The organism is Terrimonas alba, assembly GCF_042434975.1.
GTDB lineage: Bacteria > Bacteroidota > Bacteroidia > Chitinophagales > Chitinophagaceae > Terrimonas_B > Terrimonas_B alba.
Genome location: NZ_JBHMQM010000004.1, coordinates 237,858 through 258,842, shown reverse-complemented (window position 1 = coordinate 258,842; position 20,985 = coordinate 237,858). Strand labels below are relative to the sequence as shown.

The window sequence follows — 20,985 nt, the reverse complement described above, 5'->3', positions numbered from 1 at the left end:
ATTTCACTTTGAGAATCCAACTACCATAGCGCTATCATTATTCCTGGCAAGAATATATCTCTTTTGACGGTCAATTAAAACTTCCCTTATATGACGGACTTGCCCTTTAATAGCAGGCCCGTTGATATTTTCACAGGCAACAGTTCCTTTTCCTTTATTTACCAGTATGGTTCCGAAGTCGGCATCGTATCTTCCCATCTGGATATTGTTATCATAATAATTTCCAACCAATAAAACGTCGGGCCGGCTATCATCGTTTGCGTGCAAAACAACCGCGTCCCGGTAAGAACTTAGCTGAGCCTCCCATGGCATTGCCTGTACGGTAAAATTCATTTTGCCATCATTGATCAGGATTGCATTGGAAAAATAATCTGCACTTAACACCTGCGCTTCTGTTAGTTTATCCGACCCAAATATTTCACCAATGGTAGCCTTAGCAAAATCACCCGCATACAAAAATTTCTTTTTTATAAAGGGTAGCTGTTTTTGGAGTTCATCCTTATTGACAAAAGGTATTTCTTTTCCATGTATATAATAAGTAAGCACCTGCTCTTTTTTCCCATTATTGTCAAAATCATTATAATACAATTTGACAGGTTCTTTAGCTGAAGCTTTCAACCGGCTGTTTAAGCCAAGATTGCCGGCGACAAAATCTATATCATTATCGTTATCTATATCAACAGGCAATATAAAATTCCACCATCCTTTTTCTTTTGCAAGTGTCTTTTTAGAAAAGTTTCCTTTGTTATTAATGAATGCCTCAATGCCGCCCCATTCGCAAGACAAGACGAGATCTTCATCATTATCGTTATCAATATCAAACCACAATGCATTAGTAACCATCCCTACATTCGATAATTCCTTTGCATATCGTTGTGTAACATCAATAAATTTTCCAGAACCATCATTTTGCAATAAATAGGATTGCGGAATTTGTCCATATTCCCAGGGAACAGCTCTGCCCCCGACGAATACATCCACGTATCCATCACTGTTAAAATCATAGGTTTTAATACAAGAGGCCGTTAAATACAATCCTTGAAAAGCCCCTTCCAGTTTTTTAAATTGCCCCTTTCCATCATTAAGGTATACCCTGGGTAACAAATGACGATCTGTTCCATAATACTCATTCCCGCCACTTGCGATAAGGAGATCAGTATAACCATCATTGTTAACATCAGCCCATACTGCATCCACATCTTCATACATGCTGTCTTGTCCCATTTCCTGCTGGCTCGTACGGATAAATTTTCCGCCAGCTTGTTGCAGATAAATTGCATTATGAAATGTCTTAGAAGCCCCGATGAAAAAATCGTCCAGTCCATCACCGTTAATATCAGCAACAGCTAATGCAGGCCCTTCGGTCGAAACCATGTGGGGAATGAGAGGTTCCCTGTTAAATTCTATAAATGGGTTTTCGGTATGCTTATAATTAATATTGGTAGAGGCAGTAATATCTTCCATCGATTTTGTAGGGTTCCTGCCAAAAGAGGTGATTGTTTTATAATCAAACCTGGGAAGACCTTTTGAATAAGTAAATGAAAGACTCGATGAGCTATCGAAAGAAGTACTTTGATAAGTATTATCCGGCCATATCAGGAAAACGGATTCCGGTTTTATATTGTTAAGCCCAATGTGTATAGGCGTCAGCATGCTTGACTGAAATCCCCGCACAGGGCTGTTTTCATATGTTCTGATACCATCCTTTGTAAAAAGGATGACTTTAGCCCCTATGGCATTTATATTTTGTTCAGGTCCCTTGAGTTTTATCTCAACATACCGCTTATCGCTATCATCATTACTTCTGTTTTCATAAAGCAAAACAAAATCATCAATATTATTTACCACTATATCGAGGTCCCCATCATTATCAAAGTCGGCATATACTGCACCATTGGAATAGGTTAGCTTATTATTATCAATGCTGTCTTTCACATCCAGGAACTCTAAATCGCCGAGATTCTTATAAAACTTATTGGGAATTTTTATCTCTGGAAACTTGCTTATCAAAGCCATGCTGTTTTCATCCAGTTTGAGATTTTGATAGCGACTTCTATCGGATACAAAATTCACATAATCCATATCATTCAATCGCTTGGGAATACCGTTTGATATAAAAAGATCTTTCAATCCATCGTTATCAAAATCAAGCCAGAGAGAGGCCCAACTCCAATCAGTTGCATATATTCCGGAATACAGACCCAGCTCGCTAAACATACCGTTTCGCCTATTGTATTGGAGATTATTTCGGGGATATTGATAGTTGTAACCTGCGGCGATCTTGTCGAAGAAAATATCATATTCATCCTCGCCGAATGAACGTTTCAAAATATAAGGATCTTCCGGAAGCATATCCATTGAAATGATTTCCGGGAATCCGTCATTATTCACATCTGCCGCATCAACACCCATGGAAAATTTACTGGTATGCATCAAACGCAGATCATTCTCGTCTGCAAAAGTTCCATTACCCTGGTTGATGTAGAGGTAATCATTTTCATGAAAATCATTACCTATATAAAGATCAGGATGTCCGTCAAGATTAATATCGGATACCACTACACCTAATCCATAACCATTTGCCGAACTGTTGATACCCGTTGATGAAGTAACATCTTTGAATACTAAATCGCCTGGTATCGTTGGGCTTGGTCCTTCATTGCGAAAAATACGATCACCTGAAAAGCTACTAAATGTCCCTAAAAAATTGCGCCTTGAACTAAATGAACCGTTTTGGTGAACAGAGTGATTTAGTAAAAACATGTCATTATCTCCGTCTCCATCATAGTCAAAAAAAGCCGCCTGGGTACTGAATCCTGAGAAGTCCAGTCCGTACTGGCTGGCCCTGTCTTCATAAAAAGGAATGCCGTTTTTGTTTATTCCTTTGCAGATAAGCAATTGATTTTTGCTGTTTAATATCTCGTATTTACCAATCTTACAAACATAAATATCCAACAATCCATCGTTGTTGATATCTATCACCGAAACACCGGTTGACCAGCTTTTATCCTGTGGTATTCCGGCTTCTTTGGTTACATCCGCGAAAGCCAGTTTACCTTTGTTGAGGTATAATTTATTTTCGCCCTGGTTGGATGAGAAGAACAAATCAATTTTTCCATCATTATTAAAATCACCGGCGCCGACACCAGCACCATTATAAAAATACATGTAATTAAACATGTTAAACTCAGGCTTAGGTTTCAGCTTATTAATAAAATCAATCCCTGTTATTTTAGGATCAAGTGCAATAAATAACGGATCCTTTACCTTATTCTTCGAAGTGCATCCAAAGAGAATCACCCCGGAAAGCAGGAAAGGTATAAGAATAAGACTATAAGACTTTTGAGAAATCATTGGATAATTAAAACTTCTTTTCTAACCGATACAAAACGGGATGCATATTATTCCTGGTGAAAAGAATAAATCGCTGATTGTTGCTGTGTATTTCTTCAATATCCCTGACTTCTCCGCTAATTTTCAGCCCTGCCTCAGCTGGTTTTGTCCGTTCAAAATTACCTTTTCCATTATTGATAAGTACATCGCCGCAGCTGGCATCTAACCTGCCAAATTGCGGAGGATATTGAAAGCTGTTACCTCCGACGACCAAATCCAGGTGCCGGTCATTGTTCACATCCAGCACTGCAATTGCGTTGATGCTGGATAATTGAGTCATAAAAGGCAACTTTCTAATTTCAAATGACCCGTTACCATTATTTATAGCAACAATTGAACTTGAGTAGTTAAACATCTTTACCACCGATTCGTCAATCATATTTTTATTGAAAATTTGCTGGATGGATTTCCTGGCATACTCACTGTTTTTTAAATTTTCTTTTTTTAATCCCGGGAATTGATCTGTCAAGTCTTTTTTTGTCAATACAGGCATGTCCCTGCCATTAATGGTTCTCGTCCTCACCTGGTCGACAACGCCGTTTTGATCGAAATCGTTCATCCACATTTTTACCGGATGGGCAGAATCAGGACGCAGATAAAAATTCTCACCAATATTGCCCAAAATCAAATCTGACTTTCCATCTCCATTCAAATCACTGACCGCCAGGGTTTGCCAGCAACCATATAAGCCTTTAAGTCCGGTATTTTTCAGCTCGTCAAAAGTTTTTCCGTTATAGGTAAAAATCCTTGGACTCATCCACTCTCCTGCAACAATCAACTCTTCTCTTTCATCGCCATAAACATCCGCCCACGCAGCACCGGTTACCATGCCTGCGGCCGAAATAGCCTCATTCATTTTTTTGGCAACATCAGTAAAATAACCTTTCCCATCATTAAGATATAAATAGCTTGAAGGTGTTTCGCCGTATCGGTAAGCAACATTCCGGCTACCGACAAACAAATCCAGGTCGCCATCGTTATCAAAATCATTGGCGACCACCTCAGAAATATTCATGTCATTTTTGGGAAAGGCGGTGGTATCTGCCTCAAAACCTCCTTTGCCATTATTTCGATACAGCCGATGTTGTAATTGTTTCGACTTAGGGGGAACATTGTTGCCACCGGAACCAATGAATAAATCCATATCATTATCGTCATCACAATCAAAAAACAAGACAGCTACATCTTCAAAGTTGGCATACTGGTCAAAAACTTTTTGCTTTTGTTGCCTAAAGCCGCCAGCCGTTTGAAAATATAACTGTCCTGGTTGTCCTTTTGCTCCGCCAATATAAATATCATCCATTCCATCACCATTAACATCTGCCTTTGCAATCTGCGGGCCCCCCCTTGACAACATTTCAGGCAAATTTCTCTCATAATAGAAGTCTACGTAATCGTCTTCCTGGTGCTTGACCAGATTGGTTTCGACAAGTTGAAAGATTGGAGCAGCAGTCGATTCGGCTGATACCTGCTTTCTGCCCTCTGAATCCTGTTGTTTTAACTCATAAACCCTGTTTAACTCTGGTCGCACAGATTTTGAGTAAGTTGCATCGGGCCAAACCACAATGACAGAGTCGACAGTCGCGGCATTTCCTAGTCCAATAATTTGTTTATAATCAACCGATGACTGAAACCCGCGGCTTGGCTCAATTTCACGATACAAAACCTGGTCTTGCAGGTAAACTTTAATCTGGCTGCCAATCGCAAATGTATTTTTATCTCTTCCTTTGAGAGAAATGCCAATAAACTTATTTCCGCTGTTTTCCCGGGTGTTGTTCTGATAAACAAAGGCTTTTTCATTAACATTATTAATAACGAGGTCCAGGTCGCCATCATTATCAAGGTCGCCATATGCAGCACCATTTGAAAAAGATGGCTTGGTAAAGCCCCATGAAGTTCCTGCATCCGAAAATTTAAGATTCCCCTCGTTTTTAAACGCTTTATTTAAAACAGGAACAGAAGGTATTTTAGAAATAATTTCATCCACTTGTTCCTTTTTACCTGTCAGCACCATTTTTTGGATAACATCGTTAGCGAAAAAGTCAATAAAATCAAGATCCGTTACATCATGATAGATGCCGTTACAAACATAGATATCTGTCAAACCATCATTATCTGCATCAAACATCAGCGCACCCCAACTCCAATCCGAAGCGGCGACACCGCTGAAAAATCCTGTCTCTAAAAATTTGTTGTTGCCATTGTTAACCTGCAGTGTATTCTGCATAAACTGGTGGTAGAATCCCTGGTCAACCTTATACCGATAAACATCAATGTTGTCAAATGATGATGTAGTTTTAAGGCGATAGTCATCATCAGGCAACATGTCTGTGGTAAATATGTCAACCAGCCCATCATTGTTAATATCACCGATATCAGCACCCATTGAAGCGAGACTGGTATGTCCCATCCAGTCTTCTAACTCATCTTTGAAGGTTCCGTTCTTTTGATTGATGTATAAGTAATCTCTTTCAAAAAAATCGTTGGACACGTACACGTCGGGATACGAGTCTTTATTTACATCTCCAATGGTAACGCCCAATCCAAAGCTTATCAGGCTACCATGCACACCGGCCTCCTTGCTGACATCAACAAACTTGCCGTTGTCGTTTCTAAAAAGCCTGTCACCACCGCCTTTTAAAAAATCAGCGACGGGCCATTCAGCCGCTTTCAAATCCCGCTTATTGGCATAGTTGAGTGTGTTAACGGGGATAAAACTGTTGTTTATTATAAAGGCATCTAAATCGCCATCGAGATCATAATCAAAGAATGCAGCGTGTGTTGCATATCCACCTTTATTGGTGAGTCCATACTGTTCGGCAGCTTCGGTGAAGCTAACTTCTTTACCGGCGGATGAAACACCGTTGTTAATATATAATTTGCTTTGCGGAGCTACACCGTTTATATAGCCGGCACTACAAACATAAATATCGAGCCAGCCATCGTAATTGATATCTACCATCACCACGCCTGTACTCCAATCTTGTTTGTCAACAAATCCCGCCTTTTGTGAAATATCTTCAAACTGCCAATTTCCTCTATTTTTATACAGCTTATTGGCACCCATATTGGCTGTAAAAAAAACATCAGCCAGGCCGTCATTATTGATATCACCAATGGCAACACCCCCTCCGTTATAAAAATTCCGGTAGGTAAGAACGTTGAAGTCTTTCGTATCTGTTACATTATTGGAAAAGTCAATGCCAGTAGATTCCTTTAACTCGAACAGTTTTTTTTGCTTTGTTTCTGAAGTACATGAATACAAACAAAAAATGCAAAAAAAGGCAACGGAGAAGCAAAACTTAGGCGACATATTTGTCAAGCAAAAAAAGGCCATTTCTTTAAAATGGCCTTTAAAATTTATTTCTAGTTCGCAGCTCAATTATTATAACCCGGGTTTTGAGTCAGGTTAGGATTAACGGCTAATTGATTGCTGGGGATAGGGAATAACAGGTTTGTAGTGCCGTTATCTGCAGCTTTTTCCTGCCAGGCTTGCAAAAATTTACCAAACCGTATCAGGTCATTTCTTCTCCAGCACTCCCAATACATTTCTCTTCCTCTTTCATCCAAAAGAGCGTTTAAATCAGCTGAGGCCAACGCTGATGCACCACGTTTTGTACGTATCGAGTTTACAATTTCTAAAGCGGTGCTGCCATAGGGTCCTGCAGCAGTACCGGTACCACCACGAAGAATTGCTTCTGCTTTCATCAGCAAAACATCAGCTAATCTAAACATAACGTAATCGTTATTCTTTTGATCCCCGGGGGCGGCATAATCATAAGGATATTTCATTACCCTTATACCTGTAAATTCCAAAGTATTTGGGTCAGGCTCATTTATTTTCACCTCTCTGGTAAAGCTTAGCGGGGCGGTAGAAGGATTCCTGGCATTTAAAGGAGCATCGGTAGTCAAATTATACTGCCGTCCTATAAGAAATCCAACATTTGTTCTTTTCCCTGGATTAGGCAGGCCGGCCGGATAGGGATAATATCCTCCTAATCTTTTATCAGTTGGATCAAATTTATCATAAAAGTCAGAAAGTGTTGCAAACCCATTCCACCCCGAGGGATTCATGTTGTAATGTGACACCATGAAAGCGAAACCACGAACATTAGCGCCCCTATTGTCGCTGGAACTGTTATAAAAGCTATAGATACTTTCTTTTGACTTTACATCGTTGTCGGGCGCAAAAATATCGAAGAAATTATCATTCAATGTATACTTGTTACTGTTTATGATCTCATCTGCCAGGGAAATTACCTTGTTCATATCGGCAGGATCAAATGTGGGTGCTGCCCTGTTTGCATATACGCCCTTGTTCAGATAAATTTTCATTAATAATGCACGTGCAGCGTTTTTATTGGCCGTATAGGCAGGTCCTGTATCCGGAAGATCAGCGATAATATCATTTAGCTCACTAATGATAAAGTCTGCCGCCTCTAATCCTTTAAGGGTTATTGGTAATATTTTATAATCAGTCAGATCCTCCCTGTAAGGCACCTGGTCGTAGCCATCCAAAACCCAATACATAGATAAAGCCCGAAGAAATCTTGCCTCCGCTGCTTGCTGTGCCGTAGGGTTATATTGCAACACATTTGAAGCGTTAAACTGTGCAACCAGCATTTCCGTAAAAGCACCGGCGACAAATTCATGGTCAGGATTCCAGGTATGGGCGTGCAGGGCTTGCCATAACCCATTATCATACCAGTCGGGGCCACGAGTGGGAGCAATTGCTTCATCAGTCGTAATATTGGTGGTTGACCAAATATTTCCATTGCCCTGGAAGGACCCCCCAATAGAATTATAGGCATTGATCAATAACCCGGAAGCGGTAATACTGCTATTATCAGCCTGCTCCAGCTCTCCTCTGAAACTCTCGTCCAGCTTGGTGCAGGAAAATAACGAGACCGCCAGGATTAAAATCAGAAAAATTCTTATACGTTTCATATCGCTAATTATTTAATATTATAAGGAAAGGTTTATCCCCAATTGAAATGACCGTGCGGAAGGATATGGCACATATTCAATCCCCAATGAAGGAATGCCACCAAAACCACCATCCGTATTAACTTCAGGATCAAAGCCGTTATATTTTGTAATTACAAATAGGTTTTGCCCTGTTAGGGAAATATAAAGGTTTCTTATATTTTTTCCGATATCTCCCACCCGGTAGCCTATGCTGGCATTGGCCAATTTGACGTAATTGCCTTTCTCAAGGAATCGGGTTGATGGAGAAGCGGCATTGGCCCTGGATTCCTGCACATCGCCACCTAATAAGTCTTTTGCAATATTTCTTGTTCCCAGATTACCAATACCCACCACGGTTGCTGCTGTATTATTGTACAAGTAATGACCGAATGTGCCGTTAAAATTCAGTGCTGCCGAAAATTTCTTATAATTTAAGTCAGTAAATATGCCCAGGAGCATTTTAGGGTTGGGGCTTCCTGAATAAAACTTTGTAGCACCACCATTGGTTAAAATATCCTTGCCGGTCGTTTTATCAAGACCTTCCCACTTTTGGAGATACCATACATTTAAAGGCTGATTTGCAACCAATCTTTGTCCCCTTACATTGGAAAAGCCCTGCCCTCTAAGCTCACCGGTTTCATAAAAACCAGCTAAGCCTTTTACTGTATTTTTAAGAAAAGAAGCATTGCCACCGAGATTCCAGTTAAAATCCTTCCTGCTCATTATGGTGCCATTTAAAGTTATTTCGACACCTTTATTTAAAACGTACCCATCCAAATTGATCCATATTCTTCCGATTTGCGGGGCGGGATAAACAAGATTTTGTTCAAATAAAACATCGGTAGTTTTTTTATAGAAATAATCAACGGACCCGCTAATCCTGTTATCAAGAATGGTAAAATCAATCCCTGCATTTGTCGTGGCTGAAGTTTCCCATTTTAAATCTTCATTTCCATAGTTCACCTGCTCAAGGCCCCACTCTTGCCTGGAAGGGTTGTACTGTCCTATAGAAACCCTGTTTAATGAAGCACCTGAAGGAAACTCCTGGTTACCTGTTTTACCCCAACCCAAGCGTAGTTTAAGATTATTGAAAAAACTGTTGCCAGCTAAAAAATCTTCTTTAGTAATATTCCATGCGAGGCCCACAGATGGGAAATATCCATACTTATTGTTTTCACCAAATTTGGTAGAACCATCCGCCCTGAAAGTTCCTGTCAATAAATACTTGTCTTTATAATTTACAATAGCCCGTGCAAAATAAGACTGTAGCTCTGTGGTAGGGTCATCAAAGTTGAACAGAATACGGCTGGATTGTGATGAAACATGCATTATGTCATAATAATCCAGGCCGTTATTTGGGAAATCCTGCCCAAACATCCCGCTCCCTTTTGAATCAAAAATCAGCCATTCATGCCCTACCACTGCATTTAAGTTAAAATCTGAAGTGATTTGTTTATTAAAGTTTAATGTGTTGGTGATCTGGGTGTTTGTTTGCTCCTGGTTTCTTACAAATGCTGCGCCGTGGCCCTCAACACCTGGTTCATTAATCACCCTGTTAATCTGTCCTTTTCTGTTACCCACCTGGCGGTTAACGCTGTAAAGAAATTTATATTCCAGGTCCCTGGTGATCTTGTAAGAAGGAGAAATGCTGGCTATAATGGTATTAACTTTTGCTTTATCATCAAAAAAATCCAATGTAGCAAGAGGGTTAACCGTTGTTAAACCCAATCCGTGCTGAATCCAGGCTGAGTCTGTGCCAGGTTTAATTAAAGGGTGCGTTGGATTCCATTGTAATGCCTGTGATATCAAATTACCTTCAAAACCCACAAAAGCAGAAATCGGCGCAATTTGCTCATTAGTCTGTGTGACTAACACGTTTATATCGAGTCCAAGCTTTTTACTTTCTAAAAATTTGAAACTGCTTGTTAAGTTGGCGGTTATTTTCTTCAATTCAGAAGTTTTAATAATGCCTTCCTGATCGAGGTAACCAACTGATAAACGATACCGGCCATTGTCGGTACCACCACCAACTGCAACATTATAGTTTTGGGTAAGCCCTGTACGGCTGATTTCATCAAATGCGTCAACGTCTCCTCCAAAATCACCTGTGGTCACTGAATAGTCTTTCAATGCCTGCCTGTATTCTGCGGCATTTAATACTTCTAATTTCTTTAGAACATTAGAAATGCCGGTAGATGCACTTACATCTACTGTAGGTATACCTGATTTCCCACGTTTTGTATTTATTATTACCACTCCATTAGCGCCTCTTGATCCATAAATAGCAGTTGCAGAAGCATCTTTTAAAATTTCAATGCTGGCAATATCATTTGGGTTGATATAATTTAAAGGATTACCCCCATCGTTTCCAATGTTTCTCCCTTGACCACCTGGCCTTGCTGAACCACCCGACAAAGGAACACCATCAAGAACAAACAGTGGCTGGTTACCAGATCTGATAGAAGAAGAACCTCGGATTCTAACTGTGGTTGAACCGCCTGGCTGACCAGTATTATTAATAACTAAAACCCCCGCCGCTTTACCCTGTATCAACTGATCAGGTGAAGTATAGGTTCCTTTATTAAAGTCTTTTGCTTGTACAGATGCTACGGATCCGGTCAAGTCTTTCTTTCTTGCCGTACCATATCCTATAACAACCACTTCGCTTAGCCCCGCTGAAGCGGCGACCAAAGAGACATCAATTGAAGTCTTATCAGTAATATCCAATTCTTGCCTTTCAAATTCGGCAGATGATATCACTAACGTGTTAATTCCAGCAGGGACAGAAATTCTAAATGTACCATCAGCGGAGGTTGACGTACCCGTTCTGGAACCTTTGGGTTGTACTGATGCTCCGACAACCGGAGAACCATCTTTTGAGTCAGTAACCTTACCAGTTACAACTTTTTCTTGCGCCAGTGCAGAGAAGGAAAAGAGCAGGAATGGCAACAAGAATGCATAGAGCAGTCGTTTCATTGACATAAGCATTCGTTTTTGTGAGTTTAGCAGATAAAGGAGACTACAAATGTGTAGCCTTGACACAATTTAAAAAATTATTAGTTTCTTAACAAAAAAAATCTTTTTCCCGAGTGTCAATTCCTACCAACTAATAAAAGGCCACGGATATGTGCAAATAGCTGCATGCTGTTTTTAAAAATTATTGTCGGCATTTTATTGAGTGTACAGGAATTATAAAATTATTTTTCAGACATTTATCACTGGCGGAGTTTCCATTTAAAATAAATTAGAACGTTATCGCAAACGATAACGACAACGTTTGCAGTGTAAAACTTTTCCCAAGCTTGCTTATGAAATCGAGGACAACTCTGAAAAAAATATCAACCAATCTAAACCTGAGTATCGCAACGGTATCAAGGGCTTTGAAAAATCATCCCGATATTTCAGACGAGACTAAACAAAAAGTAAAGGAGCTGGCTTCCCTTCTTGAATATGAACCCAACACCTATGCCATCAATCTGCGAACAAATTCAAGTAAAATCTTTGGCTTGATTGTTCCTAAAATATCAAACACCTTTTACGATTCTTTTATTGAAGCAGCGGAACAAAAAGCGAGAGAGTTCGGATTTTCATTAATGATCCTGCAGTCAGGTGACGATCCTTTGATGGAAGCAGAAAATCTCCGGCTATGCAGGGCCAACCGCGTTGCAGGTATTATAATTTCTATCGTTCCGGGTTCTTCGCCCGAGCCGTTTAAAAAGGTTGAAGACGCAGGTATTCCTTTCATCTTCTTTGACAGGGTACCGGACACAGACGCCTGCAATAAAGTTTGCCTGGCTGATAACGAAGCCGCTATTCTTGCTGCCAACTCAATCATTAACCATGACAAGAAAAGAGTATTGGCTCTATTTGGGAACAACCAACTTTCCATTACGCAAAAAAGATGGAAAGCATTTGCAGACACATTTGAACAAGCATCACCACAGACAAAAATTTTTACCAGGCATTGCGAAAATTCTAATGAAGCGGAGCGAACTACGCTTGAGTTTTGTGCATCAAAAAGCATCGATCATGTGTTTGCGATGAGTGACGAGATCCTGGTTGGAGTAATGAAAGCTTTGTACCAACTGAAAATTCGTATTCCTGAAGAAGTGTCTGTCTCAGCTATAAGCAATGGATTTTTACCCACAATTTTTAACCCTACCATTACGCATGTGGAAACCAGCGGTTACGAATTGGGTAAATTAGCCATTCAACGGTTGATAGATTACCTGGCTGGTCAAACATTTACCCGTTCAATTATTTTACCATCACGATTGATAGAGGGAAGTTCAATGTAAAATAATGAGTACGCAGAATTTTAGAAGGCTTCCCGTCTGTTAATTTCCCCCTGATCATAGATGCCAACAAATAAAAAAAGCCAGCTAAACAGCCGGCTTTTGAAAAAACTATATTATGATTATTGCTTGACTACAGAATACTTCATGGTAATAAAATTGACATTAATCTCATAGGTTCCGTCTTCACCGGGGGCAGGAGTATTAGATCCCGGCACGTCGCCGTCGGCCAGTAATGTTCCCCCGGTTGCGCTGGTACCACCATACTTGTGATCCCAACTTCCGTTTACGGGTAAGAATAGATAAGATTTGCCGGCAGTCAGTGGTAATGTTATTTTAAACGAAGTATTTCCTGTTTGCGTGAATTGCTGAGATGGTACAGGAACCGGATTACTCCATCCACCGGCAGTGGCGTCTCCAACTATAAATAGATTAGAAGGTCCATCGTAGGGGGTAACTGAATAGGTATTGGTAGCAAAATTTACAATGATCTTATATAAACCGTCCACAGCCGGGGCCGGGGTATTAGAACCAGGCACAGCACCATCTGCCAATAATGCACCGCCTGTTGCACTTGTGCCACCGTATTTGTGATCCCAACTTCCATTTACAGGCAAGAACAAATAACTTTTTCCGGCGGTAAGATTAATAACAATGCCATACGATACATTATCGATCGGGGTGAATTGTTGAGACGGCACCGAAACAGGATTGCTCCAGCCACCGGGTGTCGCATCTCCGACAATATAAAGATTGGAAGGAACAGGTATTTGTGTGACAGTGTATTTACTGGTCTGGAAGTTTACAACAATTTTATACACCCCACTTGTAGCTGGCGCCGGGGTGTTGGAGCCGGGCACTGCCCCATCTTTCAACAATTCACCTGCAGTTGATACTCCATCGGTAGATCCACCATACTTATGATCCCAACTTCCGTTAACAGGTAAGAATAAGTAGCTCTTGCCGGCGGTCAGGCCAATCGTAATGCTAAATGAATAGTCATCTACTTTAGTAAATTGTTGCGAGGGTGTTGGAACCGGGTTAGACCAGCCACCGGGTGTTGCATCGCCGACTATAAAAAGATTAGCCGGGACAGGAACGTAGCTTGCAATGGTGATGCTAACAGCATTGGAATAAGAAACTGCGCCTTGCACGGTAGTCGCTTTTATACGGTATTCAACTTTTCCCGGACTGCCGCCTACAACACCTGCCTTCAACGCCGTTTCGTTCATCTCTGCTTCTGTCAAAGACTTGCTGTAAACTGATGATCCTATTGCAATCTCCTGCGGTGTTGCAAAATTTTTTGTAGCTGAGTCATACTGCAACACATAGTTTATGGTGCCGGTATAACCATTAAAAGAAGGCGTCCAGCTAAACTTATTGGAATGTTGCGTAGCTGTTACTATTGACGGCGTCACAGAGGTCTTCTCCGTTGTCAAAACAGAAGGATCATTATAGGGGGTAACGGCTAGTTTGACAACATTAGAGACATATTGTTCATTGTTGTTACTATAAGAAGACACCACCCTGATATCCATATTGTATGGCACACCCAATGCAAATCCATAGTTTAATAATATCGCATTTAGTTCCTTTCCTTTAAGTGTATCGCTCAGTCTACCAGTTATTGTTTTGGTTGTCTTTTTGGAAAAATTTCTGCCCGCAGAGTCTATTTCAATATTAAACTTATAGGTGGATGAATCTGTTGCATAGCCAGGGCTTGTCCATGAGAATGCGACAACCCCTTTTGTCGAGTCTGCAGGGCTTGCTACCACGGCAGTTTGGGAAGCAGTAAGCGTCACAGCCTTGCCTTCGTTGTAAAAGGGCAGGTCGTCAACTTTATGACAAGCTGAAAAAACCGTCAGACCCGCCATTACAATCATTATCTTATTGATGATATTTTTCATTTTCAAAAGCAGTTTATTGAGTTACTGTGGTGTAAGTTTATACTTACCGGTTTGAAAGTTTACTTCAATTTTATATTTGCCAACACCTGGCGAGGCGAATTGAGGGTCTGCATCTTTTTTCTCAAAATCCCCTGAAAGGGCAGCACCGGCTGTAATGGCGTGGTACTGGGTGCTCCAAACCCCCGGTTGCTGTATCAGTTTATAACCACCTGTTTTATCAAAATCCACTATCAATTCATAATGCATTATGTCCACTTTTGTAAATTTTAAACTTGCATCATAAGGGGAAGGCAGGGGGTTAGCCCAGTCCGGAGATGGAAAACAATCACCCGTAACCCATAAATTACCGTCAGCATAGTTGTTGGCTGCAGTGCCTGGGGGTTCTACTGCAAAATCGAGATAGGGAGTGATTTTTATTTTGACCACGTTGGAGTAAAGAGGAAGGCTATTGTTTATCAATGCTGATTTCACTCTTATTTCTGTGTTATACGCCTTACCTGCCTGCAATTCCATTTTTGAAAGCAGCGTATTTAATTCTTTTACAGTTAACGTCACACCGAGTTCATTGGCTATTGCCATCTCCTGGATATTACGGTTGGTGGTGAAGTTTGAACCAAGCGTATCAACCTGCAAAGTATATGTTACGTTTTGTGAGCTGATACCGGTATTGAACCTATAACCGGGGTTTGTCCAGTTAAATATCAGAGCTACCGCATCTTTTTGGGTGTTATCAAGTGCTATATCTGCAGTCGAGGATGCGGTAAGAACAGGCGGCACTGCACTTTCAAAAATCACCCTGTGTTCATCCTTTTTGCAGGAGATCAATGTGGCTGTTATCAAAAAAACACTCATTATTTTATTCATACTTTTCATTGCAATCATTTTAATTTATTACGGATAGAACAGCATTAATTATAACCGTCGTTTTGTGTAAGGTTAGGATTGGAAGACAGTACACTGGCAGGTATCGGAAATAAATTATACTTTGCTTCTACTGCCGTGCCTGAACTAACACCTCCTTTCCATGGCCACAAATAAGTATTTGTCGTTAACTGGTTATAGCGTACCAGGTCTGTTCTGCGATGTCCCTCCCAATATAATTCACGGGCTCTTTCATCAAGCACAAATTGCAATGTCAATTCACCTGCTGTTATGTTGCCGGATGTACTTCCACCATATGCTCTTGTTCTTACTGTATTTATATAATCCAATGCGATGGCGGCACTTCCCGTCGTAGCGCCTCTTAACACAGCTTCCGCGTAGATCAGGTACATTTCAGATAAACGAAAGACAGGAAAATCAATATCTGCAAATGTTCTTTGAGTAACATCCCGTATCTCAAGACTATCACTTCGTTTGTTTACATACTTTTTGATATGCAGACCGCCTTCAAACAACGGATCCTGTTCCAGTGAAGGAATGTTTAAGTTGCTTGTACCATATACAGATGTCGTAAACAATGCTCTTTTATCAGTGTTACCGCTGAGATCGGAAAACCGGTCGGCTAATCCTTTTGTAGCTACATATCCCTTCCAGCCACTTGACCCGTCTTTATAGAAATCTTTCTTATCACCTGCACTGGCAGCATTTACAAAAAAGGTGGTATTACCATACGACTTTAATGTCACTCCATCACATTGCACAGCGAAAATGAGTTCATTGGTATGCTTGTGATTGTCCGCCATAAATAATTGTTCGTAGCCGCTATACCCCTTCACAACAGCCTGGTTTAAGGAGTAACCGCCGTTAATTACTTTTTGAGCATAGGTGGCAGCCTCATTCCATTTAGCAGTGCCCGTATACACCTGCGCATTAAGATATATTCGTGCCAACAACGCCCAGGCGGCACCCTGGTCCACTCTTCCATATACAGCGGTTTTTACAGGTGCCATTTCGTTTTCAATTGCTTTCAATTCGGATTCAACATAAGCAAACAATTCTCCCCTGCTAATTTCTCCAGGCAACTCGGTACCCACTATATTATCTTCGGTGATAAAGGTGGACTTTCCAAACAAATCCATCATTAGCCAGTAATTGAATGCGCGGAGAAAACGAACCTCTCCTCTTGATTTTTTTATATCATCAGCATCCGCTCCTGTTATTCCCCTGGCAGCAACCTTTTCGTCTGTTGACTCTCTCAGGTATTCGTTGATCAATGTAATATTCCAGATAGGTCTTGCGTACATACCCTTCAGAAAAGGATCTGAAGGTGTCCATTTTAAGCTGTGATAATCTTTAATGGTTTGATCATTCCAACCACACATGGCTTCATCAGTAGGTAATTCCTGGCAATTAAAAAACGGACGGATAAAAGCGATTTGCGATCCTTCATCAAGGCCGCCTGAAATATCCGGGTTGCCTACACCATCTACAGCAAGACCGCCATTGCCCCCCGATGCCAGTGAACCGTAAATTTTAGCTAATACGTTTTTATAAGCAGCTGCATCTGCATACGCTTTATCAGGTGTCAGGTCATTTTGCGGAAACAGGTCTAATTTTTTGGCACAGGATTGCAACACAAAAACCGAAATAATTAGAAGCAACAACCTATGAATCTTTTTATTTAACATACACTAAGTTTTAGTTTTTTAAAAATCAAGGTTAATACCCAACGAGAAAATTCTCGGACGAGGATAAATATTATTGTCGATACCATCTGCCCGGGAATTTTCGGGATCCAATCCCTTGTATTTTGTAAACACAGCTACATTTTGCACACTGGCATTTAGCCTCGCCTTTATTCCCGAGTGAGAAATATTTCCAAGATTGTAACCGATGTTTATATTATCCCATCTCAGGAAAGATGCGTTTTGGATATAATAATCGGAAATATATTGTTGGTTGTTGAACCCTGTAACAAGATAGTCAGCCGATGCATTCCTGATAAATGTTTGCGGGTCTTTGATGGCATTTAATACACCATTTCCTGCAGCGTAATTATTATATAAATAATTACCGAACATGCCATGGAAGGCAACTCCGAAATTCCATTTTTTATACGCCACCTGGGAATTAATGCCCAGCAATACGTCCGGGGCGGGTTTTTTATATAAATATTGGTCATTTGCCACCCCATTTCTGTCTATGTCTTCAAACAAACCGTCAATCGGTTTGCCATCTTTATCATATACCTGTTTTTTAACGTAAAAAGAATAAGGTGCATAGCCCACTGTGATCTTTCCAATATAATTACCCGTTCCACCGGAAATTCCGCCCACATCAAAGCCCGGAAAATTGGGATCGTTTCTTTTCGTCAGATTTGTGACTTTTGTTTCGTTATAAGTAACATTAAATCCAAAATCCCAACTAAGGTCCTTGTTTCTTACAGGTACTGTGTTCAAAACAAATTCAACTCCCTTATTTTCGATATTACCTACATTGGTGGTGAGACTGATATTGAAATTAGAGCCAGGCGCTACATCTACAGTAGCCAGCAGGTCTTTCGTTTTTTTGAAATAACCATCCACGCTGCCTGATATCCTATTATTCAAAAAAGCGAAATCAATCCCGATATTCGAAGTAGTAGTTGTTTCCCATTTGACATTTTTATCATATGGTGCCGGACGGTAAAAATGGTAATATGCATCGCCAAACTGGTATTGGGCATTATCATAGCTTGGGGAATACCTGGGGAGGTAAGCGTAATTATCTATTCCATCCTGTTGGCCTGTCTGACCCCATCCCAATCTCAATTTCAGATCTGTTATTTTATCGCTTGCTTTGAAAAATTCTTCCTTCAATTTCCATGCTACGGCTACAGCCGGGAAATATCCAACACGGTTATCTTTAGAAAATCTTGAGCTGGCATCTCTTCTTAACGATGCAGTTAGAAGATATTTGTCATTATGGGTAAAGTTGATTCTTCCGATATATGACTCCAGCCGGTTTTGTGGTTTATCCGTTGGAAAGGTTGGAATAGTTGCATTGATCGTATCACCATCCTGGGTGAATTTTGGAAAATTTTTTACATCGGTATAAAAATCCTGGTAGCTGTGACCAACCAATACATCTATCTTGCTTTTTATACTCTTCACGTCTTTTGAATAAAATAATTGTGCGTCAAACAACAGGTTGGATTTACTCTGCTCATAGTAAGAAAACTGACCTTTTGTGTTGGCGTTGGTAACAAGAATAGAATCGATGTTATCATTTCCTGATCCCTTGGTTTTATCCATACCAAAATTCAGCAACACATGCAGGTCAGGAAAAAAATGCAGCTTATAGTCCAATTGCATGTTCCCGATAAAACGGTTCACTTTGGATTTATTGTCGCGAAACTCCAATAAGCTGATGGGATTGGGCTGCGATGAGCCACCATTGGTGCCGATCGGTTTGCCATTTGCATCCAGCCATTCAAAATACCCGCCGTACTTGTTGCCTGAGTGAATAGCCTGTGAAGGGTCAAATGAAGCAGCAGCGCCAACTGCACCTTCGTTGGCAAATGTATTTTTTGTCTGGACTCCTTTCAGGTTTACGTTTACAGAAAGATGATCATTCAAAAATTTGGGCGAAAGATTCAATGCTCCTGATAAGCGATTAAAATGATTGGTCTTAAGAATACCATCCTGTGTAAGATAACCCAACGAAGCCCTGAATGGAATATTTTTTATAGCGCCTGCTGCGCTGACATTATTATCAAATCCAAATGCTTCCTGGTAGATCTGCTCCTGCCAGTCAGTGTTAGCTGAACCCAATAGATTTTTAAATGTATTATTGCCCGTAGCGGCAGCATTATCAGTTATGATTTTGCGTATTTGATCTCCATTTAGCACATCCACCTTATCAGTTATCACTCCCAAAGAAAGCATGGTATTGTAGTTAAAGGTTACTTTACCGCCTTTACCTTTCTTTGTAGTAATGATCAGCACACCATTTGAAGCTCTCGAACCATATAATGCGGTAGCTGAAGCATCTTTTAAAACACTGATTGATTCAATATCGTTTGGATTGATTGTATTGAGCAGGTTGGCTGAGCCAGGAATACCATTTCCTTCTACGGGCACCCCGTCAATAACAATTAATGGATCGTTAGAAGCATTGAGCGATGCGCCTCCGCGTATTCGAATTGTACTACCTCCCCCAGCAGCTCCTCCACCAGTTGTTACCTGAAGCCCTGCCACTTTACCAACAAGTAACTGTTCTGATGAGTTGATGTTTCCTTTCTGAAAATCTTTTGCTGAAACCGAAGTAACCGAACCCGTGAGATCACCTTTCCTGCGGGTACCATAGGCAATCACTACTATTTCTCCAAGAGAAGTAGTGCTGGCAACCATGGATACGCCAGCTGAAGTCTTACCGGTAATGTTTATCTCCTGGGTGCCATACCCAACGGAAGAAAAAACCAAAGTGGTCACAGAACTGGCAACCGAAATCTGATAGCTACCATCCGGGCCCGTTTGAGTACCAGTCGTTCCACCTTTTGGCGATACGCTGACACCTGCAAGACCCGAACCATCCCTGGAGTCAGTTACTTTACCGGAAACCACCTTGTTTTGCGAATACGAAAAGAGAGAGAAAAAAAGCATGGCCAATAATGCCATTGCTCTTAGCAGCTTTTTACAGCACATAAGCAATCGTTGATTTGTTAAGCAATTCAGTTTTCTCCAATACACGACGTCGTGTATTCAGAACACAATGTTAGTGTATTTTCTACACATTCAAAAAAAATCCCGATTTTTGTTCTTGATCTTACGCAGAAAATTTTTTAAGGCTTTTTCTTTTCGAAGGAGATTTTTACTTAAATCGCGGGTTGAGTGAGTATAATTTGCCGGGACGATGCGGCACATCGATCTCCATTTCATTCAGATCTGTCAGCCAATCTTTTATTGCAATTTTTTTGCGGAAATTCCGCCTGTCAAGGCTAACATTTAATATGGCTTCATAAAGCTCCTGTAGTTCCCTTAATGAGAATTTTTCGGGCAACAGGTTAAAAATTACGGGATGATCCATTACCTGTTCTCTCAACCGGTTGAGGCAGGTATCTACAATTGCTTTATGGTCAAAAGCCAGCTCCTTAATGTTTTTTACAGGGTGCCAGTGAAGGTCGTTATTGTCAAGCTTTAGATTTTGATGCTTGGAATCAATCAATGAATAATATGCTGTGGTGATAACCCTCCCCGACGGGTGCCTGTTGATGCTACCAAAAGTATGTACCTGCTCAAGATAGACATCTTCCATTCCTGTCCGTTCACGCAGTATCCTGTATGAAGCACTATCCAGGTCTTCATCAGGACGAACCAGGTCACCCAACAAAGAGTCCAAGCCTGAAAACTCCTCCAGGTCGGATTTTATCAATAATACTTTTAATTCTTTATTATCATAGCAAAAGATCACGCAGTCCACTGAAATGGCAATATTGAAATAATCAAGGTGACTTATCTTTTCTAACTCAGCCGTTTTTAATTGCGATGCTTTTGTCATGT

At 40.7% G+C, this 20,985-nt stretch carries 10 protein-coding genes; 1 reads left to right on the top strand and 9 read right to left on the bottom strand.

Translation table 11 applies throughout. The features are described from left to right. Nucleotides 1-3: 3 nt before the first annotated feature. The 4 genes from ACFEL9_RS13060 to ACFEL9_RS13045 all read right to left on the bottom strand — a co-directional run bounded on the left by ACFEL9_RS13060 (nucleotide 4) and on the right by ACFEL9_RS13045 (nucleotide 11,337). Complete coding sequence (locus ACFEL9_RS13060; protein ID WP_385890622.1) at nucleotides 4-3,354, bottom strand: VCBS repeat-containing protein; 3,351 nt, start codon at nucleotides 3,352-3,354, stop codon at nucleotides 4-6. 7 nt (nucleotides 3,355-3,361) lie between these two features. Then, a complete protein-coding gene (locus ACFEL9_RS13055; protein WP_385890619.1) occupies nucleotides 3,362-6,706 on the bottom strand; it encodes a VCBS repeat-containing protein in 3,345 nt (1,114 codons plus the stop codon). 65 nt (nucleotides 6,707-6,771) lie between these two features. Continuing rightward, on the bottom strand, nucleotides 6,772-8,340 hold the full coding sequence (locus ACFEL9_RS13050; protein WP_385890616.1) for a RagB/SusD family nutrient uptake outer membrane protein: 1,569 nt from the start codon (nucleotides 8,338-8,340) through the stop codon (nucleotides 6,772-6,774). A gap of 18 nt (nucleotides 8,341-8,358) precedes the next feature. After that, nucleotides 8,359-11,337: a SusC/RagA family TonB-linked outer membrane protein gene (locus ACFEL9_RS13045; protein ID WP_385890613.1), complete on the bottom strand. Its 2,979-nt coding sequence runs from the start codon at nucleotides 11,335-11,337 to the stop codon at nucleotides 8,359-8,361. Nucleotides 11,338-11,669: 332 nt separating this feature from the next. Between ACFEL9_RS13045 and ACFEL9_RS13040 the strand changes: the two genes are divergently transcribed. Further along, the gene (locus ACFEL9_RS13040) at nucleotides 11,670-12,659 is read left to right on the top strand and encodes a LacI family DNA-binding transcriptional regulator (RefSeq protein WP_385890611.1); all 990 of its coding nucleotides are present in this window, start codon (nucleotides 11,670-11,672) and stop codon (nucleotides 12,657-12,659) included. A 119-nt stretch (nucleotides 12,660-12,778) separates the two neighbouring features. Here the strand turns inward: ACFEL9_RS13040 and ACFEL9_RS13035 are convergent, their stop codons facing one another. From ACFEL9_RS13035 to ACFEL9_RS13015, 5 genes are all read right to left on the bottom strand, one after another. Further along, nucleotides 12,779-14,563, bottom strand: coding sequence for a SusE domain-containing protein (locus tag ACFEL9_RS13035; protein ID WP_385890608.1), 1,785 nt, complete (start codon nucleotides 14,561-14,563; stop codon nucleotides 12,779-12,781). A gap of 21 nt (nucleotides 14,564-14,584) precedes the next feature. Continuing rightward, a complete protein-coding gene (locus ACFEL9_RS13030) occupies nucleotides 14,585-15,436 on the bottom strand; it encodes a SusE domain-containing protein (RefSeq protein WP_385890605.1) in 852 nt (283 codons plus the stop codon). 35 nt (nucleotides 15,437-15,471) lie between these two features. Continuing rightward, nucleotides 15,472-17,133: a RagB/SusD family nutrient uptake outer membrane protein gene (locus tag ACFEL9_RS13025; protein WP_385890602.1), complete on the bottom strand. Its 1,662-nt coding sequence runs from the start codon at nucleotides 17,131-17,133 to the stop codon at nucleotides 15,472-15,474. Between the two features lie 18 nt (nucleotides 17,134-17,151). Next, on the bottom strand, nucleotides 17,152-20,130 hold the full coding sequence (locus ACFEL9_RS13020) for a SusC/RagA family TonB-linked outer membrane protein (protein WP_385890600.1): 2,979 nt from the start codon (nucleotides 20,128-20,130) through the stop codon (nucleotides 17,152-17,154). A gap of 166 nt (nucleotides 20,131-20,296) precedes the next feature. Beyond that, on the bottom strand, nucleotides 20,297-20,983 hold the full coding sequence (locus ACFEL9_RS13015; RefSeq protein WP_385890597.1) for an NUDIX hydrolase: 687 nt from the start codon (nucleotides 20,981-20,983) through the stop codon (nucleotides 20,297-20,299). Nucleotides 20,984-20,985 lie beyond the last annotated feature (2 nt).